At 51.6% G+C, this 13,029-nt stretch carries 15 protein-coding genes; 7 read left to right on the plus strand and 8 right to left on the minus strand.

What is annotated here, in order from left to right:
- Positions 1 to 172: 172 nt before the first annotated feature.
- The 3 genes from QSK07_RS21600 to QSK07_RS21610 all read right to left on the minus strand — a co-directional run bounded on the left by QSK07_RS21600 (position 173) and on the right by QSK07_RS21610 (position 2,597).
- Positions 173 to 1,144: an SMP-30/gluconolactonase/LRE family protein gene (locus QSK07_RS21600; protein WP_285723040.1), complete on the minus strand. Its 972-nt coding sequence runs from the start codon at positions 1,142 to 1,144 to the stop codon at positions 173 to 175.
- A gap of 52 nt (positions 1,145 to 1,196) precedes the next feature.
- On the minus strand, positions 1,197 to 1,766 hold the full coding sequence (locus tag QSK07_RS21605) for a cupin domain-containing protein (RefSeq protein WP_285723042.1): 570 nt from the start codon (positions 1,764 to 1,766) through the stop codon (positions 1,197 to 1,199).
- Positions 1,767 to 1,982: 216 nt separating this feature from the next.
- A complete protein-coding gene (locus tag QSK07_RS21610; protein ID WP_285723044.1) occupies positions 1,983 to 2,597 on the minus strand; it encodes a TetR/AcrR family transcriptional regulator in 615 nt (204 codons plus the stop codon).
- A gap of 54 nt (positions 2,598 to 2,651) precedes the next feature.
- Between QSK07_RS21610 and QSK07_RS21615 the strand changes: the two genes are divergently transcribed.
- Positions 2,652 to 3,548 (plus strand): DMT family transporter, encoded by an 897-nt coding sequence (locus tag QSK07_RS21615; protein ID WP_285723046.1) that lies wholly within the window; start codon positions 2,652 to 2,654, stop codon positions 3,546 to 3,548.
- 48 nt (positions 3,549 to 3,596) lie between these two features.
- Here the strand turns inward: QSK07_RS21615 and QSK07_RS21620 are convergent, their stop codons facing one another.
- Both QSK07_RS21620 and QSK07_RS21625 read right to left on the minus strand, forming a co-directional pair.
- The gene (locus QSK07_RS21620) at positions 3,597 to 4,247 is read right to left on the minus strand and encodes a tyrosine-type recombinase/integrase (protein WP_285723048.1); all 651 of its coding nucleotides are present in this window, start codon (positions 4,245 to 4,247) and stop codon (positions 3,597 to 3,599) included.
- Positions 4,248 to 4,450: 203 nt separating this feature from the next.
- Positions 4,451 to 5,425: a nitrilase family protein gene (locus tag QSK07_RS21625; protein WP_285723050.1), complete on the minus strand. Its 975-nt coding sequence runs from the start codon at positions 5,423 to 5,425 to the stop codon at positions 4,451 to 4,453.
- Positions 5,426 to 5,525: 100 nt separating this feature from the next.
- Between QSK07_RS21625 and QSK07_RS21630 the strand changes: the two genes are divergently transcribed.
- Positions 5,526 to 6,404 (plus strand): LysR family transcriptional regulator, encoded by an 879-nt coding sequence (locus QSK07_RS21630; protein ID WP_285723096.1) that lies wholly within the window; start codon positions 5,526 to 5,528, stop codon positions 6,402 to 6,404.
- A gap of 275 nt (positions 6,405 to 6,679) precedes the next feature.
- Here QSK07_RS21630 and QSK07_RS21635 read toward each other — a convergent pair whose 3' ends face one another.
- Positions 6,680 to 7,360, minus strand: coding sequence for a DUF3313 domain-containing protein (locus tag QSK07_RS21635; RefSeq protein ID WP_285723052.1), 681 nt, complete (start codon positions 7,358 to 7,360; stop codon positions 6,680 to 6,682).
- Between the two features lie 122 nt (positions 7,361 to 7,482).
- Here QSK07_RS21635 and QSK07_RS21640 point away from each other — a divergent pair, with 122 nt between their 5' ends.
- The 3 genes from QSK07_RS21640 to QSK07_RS21650 all read left to right on the plus strand — a co-directional run bounded on the left by QSK07_RS21640 (position 7,483) and on the right by QSK07_RS21650 (position 8,728).
- Positions 7,483 to 7,968, plus strand: coding sequence for a hypothetical protein (locus QSK07_RS21640; RefSeq protein ID WP_285723054.1), 486 nt, complete (start codon positions 7,483 to 7,485; stop codon positions 7,966 to 7,968).
- A gap of 82 nt (positions 7,969 to 8,050) precedes the next feature.
- Positions 8,051 to 8,341, plus strand: a complete 291-nt coding sequence (locus tag QSK07_RS21645) for a hypothetical protein (protein WP_285723056.1) — start codon at positions 8,051 to 8,053, stop codon at positions 8,339 to 8,341.
- Positions 8,342 to 8,425: 84 nt separating this feature from the next.
- On the plus strand, positions 8,426 to 8,728 hold the full coding sequence (locus tag QSK07_RS21650; RefSeq protein WP_285723058.1) for a hypothetical protein: 303 nt from the start codon (positions 8,426 to 8,428) through the stop codon (positions 8,726 to 8,728).
- A gap of 320 nt (positions 8,729 to 9,048) precedes the next feature.
- On the opposite strand, the gene QSK07_RS21655 is transcribed toward QSK07_RS21650, so the two are convergent.
- Both QSK07_RS21655 and QSK07_RS22900 read right to left on the minus strand, forming a co-directional pair.
- Complete coding sequence (locus QSK07_RS21655; protein ID WP_285723060.1) at positions 9,049 to 9,666, minus strand: TetR/AcrR family transcriptional regulator; 618 nt, start codon at positions 9,664 to 9,666, stop codon at positions 9,049 to 9,051.
- A 190-nt stretch (positions 9,667 to 9,856) separates the two neighbouring features.
- On the minus strand, positions 9,857 to 10,195 hold the full coding sequence (locus QSK07_RS22900) for a DUF4113 domain-containing protein (protein WP_502921730.1): 339 nt from the start codon (positions 10,193 to 10,195) through the stop codon (positions 9,857 to 9,859).
- Between the two features lie 18 nt (positions 10,196 to 10,213).
- Between QSK07_RS22900 and QSK07_RS22975 the strand changes: the two genes are divergently transcribed.
- Both QSK07_RS22975 and QSK07_RS21665 read left to right on the plus strand, forming a co-directional pair.
- Positions 10,214 to 10,294 carry a hypothetical protein gene (locus tag QSK07_RS22975; protein WP_502921731.1) on the plus strand — a complete coding sequence of 27 codons (81 nt, stop codon included), beginning with the start codon at positions 10,214 to 10,216 and terminating at the stop codon, positions 10,292 to 10,294.
- Between the two features lie 612 nt (positions 10,295 to 10,906).
- A complete protein-coding gene (locus QSK07_RS21665; protein ID WP_098053240.1) occupies positions 10,907 to 12,997 on the plus strand; it encodes a TonB-dependent receptor in 2,091 nt (696 codons plus the stop codon).
- The last annotated feature ends 32 nt before the right edge of the window (positions 12,998 to 13,029 follow it).

A 13,029-nucleotide genomic window follows, 5' to 3' on the forward strand; every position in this document is an offset into this window, starting at 1 on the left:
TTAGGTCAGCGTTTTCACACAGCCTGGGCACAAAGCGGAAGGAGGCTGAGTTCCTCAAGTATAGAATTTGTCGCCAGTCGTCTGACAGGCAGGCATGATGGAGGTTGCTACGTAAGTATGCGGCATAGCTTTCCTGGCACACAAACTTAGAGTATATGTGTGCCGGATGAAATTATTTGCCTGTCAAACTTCCTGCAGCTGCACTGACCTTGACCGGCAGGCGCAGCACCAGATTTGCTGCAGTGACGTACAGCCACTTTCTGCCGTCCGCACCGCTGCACAGCGCCAGATTACCGGTGTCCCTGGACGGCACCAGTATTCTCCCGAGACGTTCCCCCTGCTCAGAAAAGACCTGTACCCCCTCTTTACTGCTACTCCAGACGTTTCCCTTCTCGTCCGTTGTTATGCCGTCAGGTATGCCGGGCGTTACCTCAGCAAAAACGTGTCCGGTGGTCAGGCGTGTCCCGTCGATCCGGTAGGCTACAATCCGGTGAGCAAGTTTTTTATTGCTGAAGTCGTGCGCCAGCTGCGTATCAGATACGTAGAGCGTTTTTCCGTCAGGCGAAAATGCCAGTCCGTTCGGGGAATGCACCTCAGGCGTGTCGGCGCGTGATAGCGAGCGTGAGGAGGGGTCGTAGCGGTAAACATATTCGCCGGTCTGCTCCGGCTTTCCGCCGTAACTTTCTTCTTTACTCAGCACGCCAAACGTCGGATCGCTAAACCATATCGCGCCATCAGGTGCCACTGTCACGTCATTGGGACTGTTAAGCCGTTTACCCTGCCAGGAATCAACCAGCGTTGTCCACGTGCCATCATGTTCCTGACGCAAAACCGCACGCCTGCCATGTGAGGCCGCAATAATGCGTCCATTATTATCAACGGAATGGCCGTTCTGATAGTCGGAAGGTTCCAGCCAGACCTTCAGGCCCTGCTGTTCTGACCAGCTCATGACCCGGTTCTGTTTAACATCGCTGAAAATAAACAGTCCCTCCGGAGTGCATACCGGCCCCTCGGCCCATACGGCTTTATCGGTAATAAGCTCCGGGCGGGCATTACTGACTACCAGCTCGTGGAACGCGGCGATCTCCGTAACGATTTTTACGCCGGGCACATCTGCTGCCACGGTAGAAAATCCGGTCATCATCAGAGCCAGTAAAAAAGGCGTTTTATTAAAGCAGTAACACATCTTTTTCCCCTCAGTCTGCACAGGAACCGGTAGTGTGCGCACCTGGCTTAAGTTTAATAATCAGCTGCACGTTAGGCTCACTTCCGATCGTTCGCGACACGTGGCCCACTCTCTTATCATCACCGCGGGGTCGTGAGTTGCTGTCCGCATTGAACTGCACCTCGCCTGGTCCCTGAACCAGCGTGGTACCGTCCGTGGTCTCCACGGACCACTTTCCGGAGAGGGTAATGACCCATTGCGGGCCAGGTGCATGGTGCCAGCTGCCCACGTAGCCCGGGGGAAGCACTGCGTAGGCAATGCTCTCCACCTCATCGGGGGAAACGCCAATCCACTGTGGCGCTGAAGGGGGGGCATAGCTCTTAAACTGGAGGCCTTCAAAACGGCAGTGTCCGACGTGCGTTGCTCCGTCGTCGTCTGCCCATATGGTGGCGAATTTTACCGGCGGCTGGGTTTGTCCGTTGCTCACCGTCCGTTCTGCCGAGTCAGCACGGACGGCATGTACTCCGTCACTGGCGCTGGCAGAAGAAATAGCTGTAAATCCGTATAAAAGCGCAAGCGCGTGCAACGTGTTATTTTTCATGCTGGTTTCCTGTATTTAGCAGAACTGAAAGCATAGCGGCACTTAAGACTGCTGATAAAAAAGATTAAAGAGATATGCATATCTGTTGCACCTGCATGCGCCGGAAAAGCCTGCGCGGCTGTCTAGTCTGCTATGAGCATAGGGCAGGCCAGTTACTCTTGGCTCGTCCGCTTTGAGCGAGAAGCGGACTCTTTTGCTTTGGACTAAATCATCTTCTTAGCATGGTTTAAAATCACAACCAGTGGCGGGTTCTGCAAAAAGAATGTCTGGTAAAGTCTGCGTCAGAAAGTCATAAGGATTTGTGCTCCCTTCTATGCGTATACGTACCATGACTCCTTCATAACTATGAATGAGCAGCTTTGCCGCGCTTTCCGGCGACATCACCGGCGATAAAGTCTGAGCATGCTGAGCGTCATTAAATACGTTTATCAGATCGCGCTCCCAGCAGGAAAAAAACGACAGCAGTTTTTGCCGAATTTTTTCACTGTTTACCGAACTTGTCTGTCCAATAATACCCGCCAGGCAGCCTGTTGCTTCAGGTTCTCGCTCAATATATTCCCTATGCCCGTTAAGCCAGCTCATCAGGCGCATGCGGGGAATCATGGCACTGTCCAGCAACGTATCTGCCCGGAGTTGAGCAAAAGTCTCGATATAGGCGTCAAGCGTGGCACAGGCAAATTCTTCTTTACTCGGAAAGAGATTATAAAAAGACCCTTTAGGCATTCCTGCCTCACTCAGAATCGTCGTGATCCCCCCGCCTTCGTAACCCTCCCTCATGAAAACTCGTATACCAGCTTGCAAAAGACGTTTGCGCGTGTCACTTTTCGCCATAATAATTAGACCATTCTACTTTTTTTATAAGACTAACATAGGCAGGGATAAAAGATGCCACTTATTAAGACCGTGAGCAGGCACACTCTGGGGCTGATTATGGTGTGCCTTTCTGCCATCCTGTGGAGTTCAGCGGGATTTTTCGTGAGAATGATCGATATGAACACATGGGCTATGGTCGCATGGCGCTCACTGTTTGCTTTCCTGTCGCTGATTCTTTTGCTCGCGTGGGGCGGGTATCTACGCCGCTTTTCATTCCATAATGATGTGGGCTTAAAAGGTCTGATAACTGCTGCCGTAATGGCAATTTCTATGTTCTGCTACGTAGCGGCACTGAAACTCACCAGTGTCGCAGGCGTGATGACCGTCTATGCCACAATTCCTTTTTTTGCTATGGGGTTGGGCTGGCTGATACAGAGAAAAGAAATTACGAAACGCGCGCTTATCTCCGCAGCAGTTAGCCTCGTCGGCGTTGTAGTTATGGCTGCCTCCGCATCAGGTACGGGCGATACGGCAGGTAACGCTTTGGCTCTTATAATGACTGCCGGGTTTGCCGCCAGCATAGTCATGTCCGGAAAGTGGCCGGAAATGAACCTGCCTGCAGTCACAGCTCTGGCTTGCGCCCTCTGCGGAGCGTTCTGCGTTGCGATGATGCCACAGGGTCTACCTGTTCCAGGTATGCATGACATCTTATGGTTAATTGCTTTTGCGATGTCCACACAGAGTATCAGCTATCTATTGTTCATGGCAGGAAGCCGGCATCTTGACCCTGCAGAGGCCAGCCTGATTGCACAAGCTGACATCGTATTGGGGCCCATGTGGGTCTGGGTGTTCTTCAGTGAATTGCCAGCCAATAATATGTTGTTGGGTGGAGCAATAACCTTTGTTGCAGTCACGGGTTACCTTGCAGGTGAGTATTACCTGAAAAGAAATTCAGCACGGAAAAACTGAACGCTTTCGTTGTGTATGGATATACCTGATCGTATTCAAATCATTCGCTTACAACGTCCGCTTCTGGCACAGGGCTGCTGTTGCAGCCCTGACATGTTCGACTTCAATCGATTCAGATATCTCCAGGGCATCATCGACTTTAATGCCTGGGTAACGAACTGTGCTTTCGAGTTTTTTATGGCCCAACAGTAGCTGGATTATCCTCAGATTTTTTGTTTTCTTGTAGATTAGATAAGGTTTAGTTCTGCGCATAGAATGCGTGCTGTAAAGCGAATCGTCGAGACCGAGCTTCTCAATCCATCCGTGAAAAATAGGGTTATATTGCCGGGTTGAGATGTGACGTTCTGAGCTGACGCGGGACTGGAATAGATAGTCGCCACATCGCAGGCAAGCCATTTTGATCCAGGCCGTTACTGCCTCCCTGGTTCCTTTTGTCAGTTCAAACTGAACAGGACTCCCCGTTTTTTGCTGGAGCACAGTCGCTCTGCCCGAAACTGAGTGCCCATAGGCTACATCAGAAACCTTCAGCTTCACCAAATCACAGCCGCGAAGCTTACTGTCCAGAGCCATTTTAAACAGAGCTAAGTCGCTTACTTTGCCTTCGAGCTCAAGTCGGATACGAATTCCCCAAATATGAGATATCTGAAGAGGTCGTTTCTGGCCAATGATACGGCTTTTGTTCCAGGGGGACGTTGTCATGTTCAATCTCCATTGTGATAGGAGATTTGATTATGGATGTCCCATATGAGCGATAAGCGGAAGTACGCAGTTGTTCTGCAATAGATAAAAATTTTGTTAATGTGGCCGCCTGTTCTTTAACCTGAAGCAGGTCAAAAAATGTTCATTTGACCTGCTCCAGGAACAAAACGCCGCAGTCAGATGCGATTCTGTATGGGTTCCTTTTAAGGTATCTCATCCGAAAATCGTGCGTTGATCGCATCACGTTCATAACCCTGTGGTTGAGCCAGTATCTGGTATAGATCAGGACGTCGCCCGTGGATCCAGCGACGCCCGGTACTCATGGCAAGCAGGCTTAAATCCAGTTCAGCGCTAACCATTACATCTTCAGCAGCCCAGGTTTCATTAATGACCCTGCCATAGGGATCCAGGATCATGGCATTGCCTGTGCGGACCTCGTCGTCATCTGCGCCGACACCGTTACTAAAGATAAGAAATAACCCGTTGTCGTGCGCACGGGCAGGGAGCCAGCGCATCAGCCATTCCCGACCACTTTCCCCTTTAAATGCAGCAGTAATTTCTTCCTTTCGGGTTTCCCGCTCCGCCCAGAGTGTTAGCGGAATGGGTTTCATCGCATGAGGGCTGCGGGAATCGGTACCGCCTGTCTGATGTGGCGCGAGAAGAATATCTGCACCCAGCAATGCCGTAGCACGCACGTTTTCCACGAGATTATTGTCCCAGCAAATCAGGATCCCTACCTTTACTCCCCAGGGAGTATCAAAAACGGTAAACCTGTCACCGCTGCTGATAGCCGGATGCTCAAAGGCATGAAGTTTACGGTGCGTCTGCATTGAACCGTCCGGCATACAGGCAACGTATGCATTATAAAGGCGGCCATCTTCAGCTCGCTCAATTAGCCCGGCACCAATAATCATTTGATGTTTTATCGCCAGAGTGCGAATTAATTTCAGGGAAGTACTGGTTGCAATCGGTTCTGCAAGCGCATGAACCTCCGCGGTGGTGAGTTTTGGTACATGCCAGTAGCCGGTGATGCACATTTCCGGAAACGCGAGGATCTTCACCTGCTGAACAGCCGCCTGTTCAATAAATTTCTCCATTATCAGAAGATTATATTTTTTGTCATTTGCCTGATGCTGAAACTGTACGGTTGCAACTTTTAAGGACTTAAGCTCGTGCATGATGTTTCTCCAGTTGTTGTTGAAACTGGATTACATAACGGTTTCCAATAACTGTATAATCAAAATATTTCCATTTTCGATAACCTTCTGGAATGAAAAAGTGAATATCCGATTGCTTCAGGCCTTTTCGATACTGGCTGAAAAAGGAAATTATGCCGACGCTGCACGCGAACTTTGTATTTCACAACCCGCTTTGACCAAGCAGATCAATCTTCTTGAGTCGATGGTGAAGGTGTCAATTTTTTCACGGGGCCGTCATGGCGCAACACTGACCGCCGGGGGCAAACGTCTGTTGCCAGAGGCTAAAAAAGTGCTCAGGCAAACCCAGTTATTTATGCAGCAGGCAGGGCGGGTATCAGCCGGTATTGAGGGGCATATAGACGTAGGATTTGGCCTTTCAAGCTTTTATCTGGCACCACGCTGTATTGCTGAATTTCGCAAAGAGTATCCGGGAATTGAGATGTCATTGACGGATCTTCCCTCCTTCCTGCAATACGAACTTCTGCAAAAAGATGAGCTTCAGGTAGGCTTTGTCAGGGTACCGCCGCCGATAGCGCTTGATTACCTGCCATTATTTACCGATCGGCTGGTTCTGATTGCACCCGCAACACCGTTATTATCATTGTCTGCCGCTGACTGGCTAAAAAAATCCCCTTTGTTACGTCTTCATACTGAACGAGGCCAGGGTTTAAATATGCAGATTGATCGCTTTCTGCATGATAACGGCCTTTTTATATCATCCACCCAGCTGGCTGATGATATACAAACTATTGTTGCGTTGGTGATCGCGGGTGCGGGTGTTGCCATTCTCCCCTATAGCGTTGTTCATATCGCCCCACCGGAACGGACTATTATTCCGCTAACAGGTAAGTCAGCAAGCTGGGAAATGGGTGTCGCCTGGAACGGAGATAAGGAGGATGTCACGCGGGATAATTTTATTGCCAGTATAAGAAAGAGTATTGCGGCAGACAATAAGTGATCGGTCTGACATTTTTCTCTCGGTCTGAAGCTGGGCAATGCTAATAATGGGCTGCAGGGAAAGACTGATACGCATTTTATGATGTCCGCTTCTGGCACACAGCGGACGTTGTTGTTCAGTGTCCATAGCGAGCGAAAGGCGGACATTGGAAATTCATAGCACAGCCCTTTTCAGCGTGAGAATAGCTTTTACTAACGATGCCTGAAACTATCTCCTGCCAGTGCAGCGATAGCTACACTGACAAAGCCCCATGCCCCTAAACCGTCACGTTCTGGTTATCGTCTGTCCTGGCGCAGTTTTTCCAGTAACTGCTCTGCGCCTTTGTCCACACCTGTTTCTGCCGCACTCATTGAGCCAAACGTTGCACCTACGTTCATCGCATTAGGGTACTGTTCCGCCACGTAGGCCAGCAGGAGTTCACCGGTCGCAGCATCTTTCACTTCCACTGCATAGTTTACGTAACCGCTCATCAGTCCGCGCCCGCCGCGTATGGACTGAACGATATTATAAGGACCACCTGCCAGGTCGAACTTTGTAAAGGTCCCCACAACCTGCGGCGTCGTGTCCGCACCGGTCAGCGTCAGCTTAAGCCGGAGAGAAGGGGCATTCCCGCCGCTGGTGTTGACACTAAATTTCTCCCGCAGCACGTCGGCAAACTTCTTCTGCATATAGTCTGCCAGATTGCGCCGGTCTTGCTCAGACAGGTCATTAAACTGTGCGTCGCTGCCGCCATAGATTTCAACAGGATCGATGGTGATGCTGCGATATTTGCTCCAGTCAACCGGGGTGGCGTAGCGGAAGGGGATCCGGTCGCTGTCATCAGCCGTGTTAGGCGTCATCCGTGATGTGGCCTGTATGCCGGAATATTTTACCGGTGACGTGGATGAACATCCCGCAGCGGCAATGACGACGGTCAGGATAAGCGTACGGGACAACTGTTTTGTGAGGCAAACCATAAATATTCTCCGGCTACTTTTTTGATATAATGAACTGTACGGTATAGTTAATATGGTTTATCCTGTCTCTGTCAAGAAAATGTTTCAGTGCGTGTCAGTAACTTTCACTTGAGGAGTGCGGAATGCTTTATTTCAATCCGGAAGTTTCGTTGTCAGGCATCACGTACTGGTCCCGTTTCCGGCTGGCCATTACGCCGGTACTGAGGGAGGGCATACCGGAGCCCGTGCGGGAAGTGTGTGCTGAGCGCGCCTGTTTTATCCCGAGCCTGCCGCTCCGCTATTCCGGCCTGCCGGTGCGGCGCAGGCTGATAAGAACGATGCTGACGCTGCAAAAATATGGCGAAGCCAGGAGCATCCCTGATAGCCCGGGGCAGGACGCCGTTACACCAGCAGCGGACTATGCGCGGAGCGTTATTGATACGGCAATGCTGCGCGGAGAGTTGCGCTGCCGGCCCTCGGGCGAAATGGCTGATGCTTACCTGAAGCTGGCAGAGGAGCTGCGGAGCAAGATGGCAGGCCTTCAGCAGGATAAGGCGCTACTCCGTACAGAGGTGAGGCGCAGAACAGCTGATTTTCTTCGGCGGTATGCGGCGGGTGCAGGAGCATGAAGATACTGCTTATTCGGGTCGTTCTGGCGCTTTTTTTTATTGCCGGCGGCCTCTTCACCGCATTTGACGCCCAGGTCAGCTGATGTATGGCTGGCTGATAGCCGGAGGGCTGGAAAATACGTCGCCGGGGCAATGGCTGGCATATGCGGCCATTCTGCTGACCGTGGCATGCGCCCTGCTCAGAACCGCCGGCAACCTCCGTGAAATACGCCGTCTGCGTCGGTTCGGGCAGCGCCGGGCCGGATACTATGCAATCAGGGTGTGGGGAGCCTCATCAGGACGGGTGCAGATACTTCTGGCGGCGGAATGCCTCATTGTGAATGCGTTTTCTGTACTGCTGTTGCTTGTGCTCAGCGATATCACCCTCTGGTGAAAGCCCCGCAGTGTCTGGCCCGGGTCACAGGCATGCGCGTTTTCACAACCCTCTAAGTGAAGACTTAACATGCAGGAGAATAAAATGATGGAGAAACTGTCAGTGATTAACGGCAGGGGATTGTGGATGGACTGGGGCATCATGAGCATCCTGATTTTATCTGGCGCTCTTGCGGTGACCGTCGTGATTATGTGGTGGCACGTCATCATTAATGTAAAAGAGATTATTCATATCCGGCGCCTGAAAACCCACTATGGGAGAAAATACACCAGGGGGGCCTGGCGAGTTCACCGGAACTCGTTAATGACGCTAATTGTTGCCGAAATTATGGTGGCTCTGGCCATAAACACCCTGATTGTGCTCATGCTGTCGGAGGTATCATTTTAGCCGTGCGCAGGTGTTATCAGGAGATTGCCCGCCTGAAGGCGGGCAGGTAAAGTTCAGATGTGGCTGCCGATAGAAAGACACCCTGTGAGCATCAGTACGGCCATGCTGGCAATGAGGCTATAAAAAAGACGCATATCACCTCCTCAGAATAAAGAAACGCAGCCGCTTAGCAGAAGTGAACACAGGGTCAGACCTGCCACCAAAATGAAACGATTAAGCATTGACTTAACCCCTCAATAATTAAACTGTACGTATCAGTTTATATATACTTTGAGATTAGTCAACTGTCCGGGATGAATAATCCGTCTTTGCTGGTCAGGTCAGCGTGGTGATGCACCTGATATAAACACCTCTACAGCGCTTTTCACCATAGCGATGATATCTTCGTGTGTATAAACCGGCATTTTGTAACGCAAAAAGAGTTCATCAGCTTCGGCTTTTACCAGCGCAGAAAACTGTTTCGCCCTAAGGTCAGGGCGGGCGGGAAAAAGGTCACCAGCCTCGATATGCTGTTTCATCAGCTCTGCCAGAGCGTTCATGCTTTCGTGGACACCGGAATCATAAAAAATATCACCGATACCGGAATGTCCGGCCTCGCCGATCACCATGCGATAAAGCTGGAGCCCCTTCCAGTCCGATGTCATTGCACCCAGCATGCCCTCACCAAAGCGCTGCAGTCTGTCAGCCAGCGGCAGATGACGACTATCCTGACTGTAAATATCGTCCGCCGCGCGCGTCAGAAAATTGGTGCCGTAGGCCCTGACGACGGCATCAAGAAGACTTTCCTTGGAGGAAAAATAGTTATAGAGCGTGGCTTTGGAGCACTCTGCTGCTCTGGCCACAGCATCCATGGAGGCGCGTTCGTAACCCTGCCCGAGAAAGACGGTCGTCGCGGCGTTAAGGATGTCATTTCGTTTCTTTTCAGTCAGTGTTCGCATATGGTTCTCCCTGTAAACAGGATCATGTTAACAGAACCACATGGTTCATTAAAGGCGTGCATTTTTAGTTCAGTATCCAGATTGCTGACTTTAAACTGCTCCTCATAATTAAGGGAATGCAGACTCAGCAATATCCGCTCTTGGCACATAGCGAACTCTTTGTTAAAGAGTCCCCTCAATTACTCTAAAATTATTTTATTCCTGGAATATCTTTTATTCTCGTTGTGTCGCGTGGCGACAGCATTCCGCGCTTCATCTGCCATGAACTGTCGCGATCTCCCCGACCTGCGAACCAGACCTTTCCATTGCCTGAGCGATTGATGCCGTCCAGCGCTGCCATTAACGCGTCAGCGTTTGCTCGCCGCTGCTGCTCACTGAACATGTCAAACTGCGCCACGCCTGACTGGTAAAAATCGGCCAGCATGACGCCTGCTTTGGCATACCTGTATCCGTTCCGCCAGATAGTGCTGAGGTCTCGAAGTGCTGATTCGATAATGTTACGCGTGTCATTCGTCGGATAATCGCATATGCGGAAAACGGCGCCTGTCTGTGCGGTAAAGTGGAGTTTATACTTTACGTCAGACCTCTGAAGTACTATCGCTGTCACTGCTCACTTTGCAGAAAATAGTCCGGTACAGGCCATAATATGACTACCATTGTGCCCTCCCGCGACTTTGACTGGGCTCACGGCACGGAAAATATCGTTACCTGACAGCGGCCGCAGGGATAACGGAATGACTTTTGCCTGAGTTGTGGCAGCACGGTGCCTAATCTTCTGCGCAATACATCTTACGTATGGGTGCCCGTGGGGCTTATTGAAAACCGCTTCAGTATGACCTGCGCTGGCGATTTCTGTACCCAGGATGCCATGCCGTGGGATGTCGTTGACCCAGGCGTCGCACACTGCGGCGCACCCGAGATGCCGGGCCAGTTAATTGGTCTGCCGGGTCTCGGGTTAAAATCACGTTATCAGTCCTGAAAGCCAGTTCCGCTTTAACCTGACCGGGCGGATTGCCTGCTCTTTCCCGATACTTCCGCCAGTTGAATGGCGCACGTTAGCTAACGCCGCAAATGTGCCACTCACACTCATATCCAGAATTAAATTGCATCATTTCCTGACTTTATCCTTACGCTTTGTTATTAATAACCGTTATCATATTCATTCTCATTGTTGTTCGCATAACGCAGTGAAATTGACCGACCCTATATGAAAATTTTTTCAGAGCAGAGGATCACTTGTATGAAAGTTTCCACCCTGTGTGCTGCGTTAACGCTGCTCGCGACATCCCCGCTTTGTGCGCAGGATAACGCAGAGGATGAGCTGGTTGTTGATGCGACCCGTACCGAAGGTTCACGCAATGATTCTCCTCAGGTCATCAGGGTGATTGATGAAAAAGAGATTAGCCAGCAGCGGCAGCTGACGTCAGACACCTCCCAGATTCTGAGCAACCTGCTGCCGTCTTTTTCCCCTGCGCGACAGAAAATGTCCGGTAGCGGTGAAACGTTGCGTGGCCGTATGCCGCTGGTAATGATTGATGGCATTCCGCAATCCAATCCTCTGCGCCCTACCGGGCGGGAAATGCACACCATTGACGCGTCCATGATTGAACGTATTGAAGTTATCAAGGGTGCAAACGCCAGCAACGGTCTCGGGGCAACGGGGGGGGTCATTAACATCATCACAAAGCGCGCAAAGCCTGGCACCGTCAATCAGCACTTCAGCGTCGAAGCCACGACGCCTACGGCTGAATTTGACCACGATACGCTGGCCTACAAAACGAACTACAGCGTTAACGGCAGCGAGGAATACGTCGATTATCTGTTCGCGCTGAGCTATGAAGATCAGGGCCTGTTCAAAGACGCAGATAACCGTGCGATTGGCGTGGATAACACCCAGGGCGACTTGATGGACTCACGTGCATGGGACATGCTGGCGAAGGTCGGTTACTGGCTGGATAACGACCAGCGCATACAGCTGAGTCTTAATCGCTACCAGCTGAAAAACAAGGACAACTACATCAGCGTGACCGGCGATCGCGATGCCGGCCGACTGACCACCTCAGTCAAAGGCAGACCGGAAGGCAGCGCGCCGCACAACGATGTCTGGACGGTGGGTACCACCTACGATAACTATAATCTGGCAGGCATGAAGCTCACCGCGCTCGCCTATTACCAGCGCTACGAAGCACTTTTCGGCGCGACAAACTCTTCTTCTTTCCAGGATCCTGCGATTGCTCCACTCGGCACACTCTACGATCAGAGCCGCGCCTTCACCGACAAATACGGCACCAAAATTGCCCTGACTAAAGATGATATCTGGGACGACCGCATTAAGGCCACGGTAGGGTTCGATACGCTTTTTGACAATTCAAAGCAGGATTTATGGTCAACCGGGCGGACCTACGTACCCGAAATCAACTACACCGACCTTTCGCCGTTCCTGCAGCTCGAATATGCCCCGATCGAGTCAGTGAAGCTCAGCGGTGGCGTACGCTACGAATACGCGCGTCTGAACATTGACAGTTACCAGACCACCTGGGCAAACGATCGCGTCAGCGTTGAAGGCGGGTCCCCCTCCTTTGAACAAACCCTGTATAACGCGGGCATCGTCTGGACGCCACTGGAGCCGCTCAGCTTATTTGCCAGCTACAGCGAAGGTTTTACCGTGCCGGACGTGGGCCGCGTGCTTCGGGGGATAGACACCCCCGGCGTCAGGCTGGATGACTACAATGGGCTGAAACCGATCGTCACCAAAAACAGCGAGGCGGGCTTTCGCATTCAGCAGGCGCCCTTCGATTTTGAAGCAAGCTACTACCGTTCTTCTTCAAAGCTCGGAAGCCGCGTGGAACTGGTTGATGATGCATTTGTCGCCCGCCGGGAAAAAACGCAAATCGATGGAGTAGAAGTCAGCGCGGGTTATCGCCCTGCTGCGGACCACAAGCTGACGCTCGCCTGGTCGCACATGCGCGGCCGTTACGACAGCGATGAAAACGGCAGCCTAGATGCAAAACTTGACGGCCTGAATATCGCGCCGGACCGTATTATCGCCAGCTGGTCGGCAAACTGGAACGCAGAGCTGAGCACCTTCCTGCAGGCCAACTGGGCTATGAGCAAAAAATTCGACGATGAGGAAAAGGATTTCTCCGGTTACACACTGGTGGATGCAGCCGTGGGTTACAAGCTTCCCCGGGGACAGCTGAGCCTGGGCATTTCCAACCTGCTGAATAAAAAATACATCACTTATTACTCGCAGAGCGCCTCCGTTGACCCTGACCGCTATTTTGCCGGGCGGGGTCGCACGGCCACGCTCGGCTACAGTCTTGACTTCTGAACATGGGCGCCCTCTCACCGGGGCGTTAACCC

This window comes from Pantoea sp. QMID4 (assembly GCF_030270445.1).
Taxonomy (GTDB): Bacteria; Pseudomonadota; Gammaproteobacteria; order Enterobacterales; family Enterobacteriaceae; genus Pantoea; species Pantoea vagans.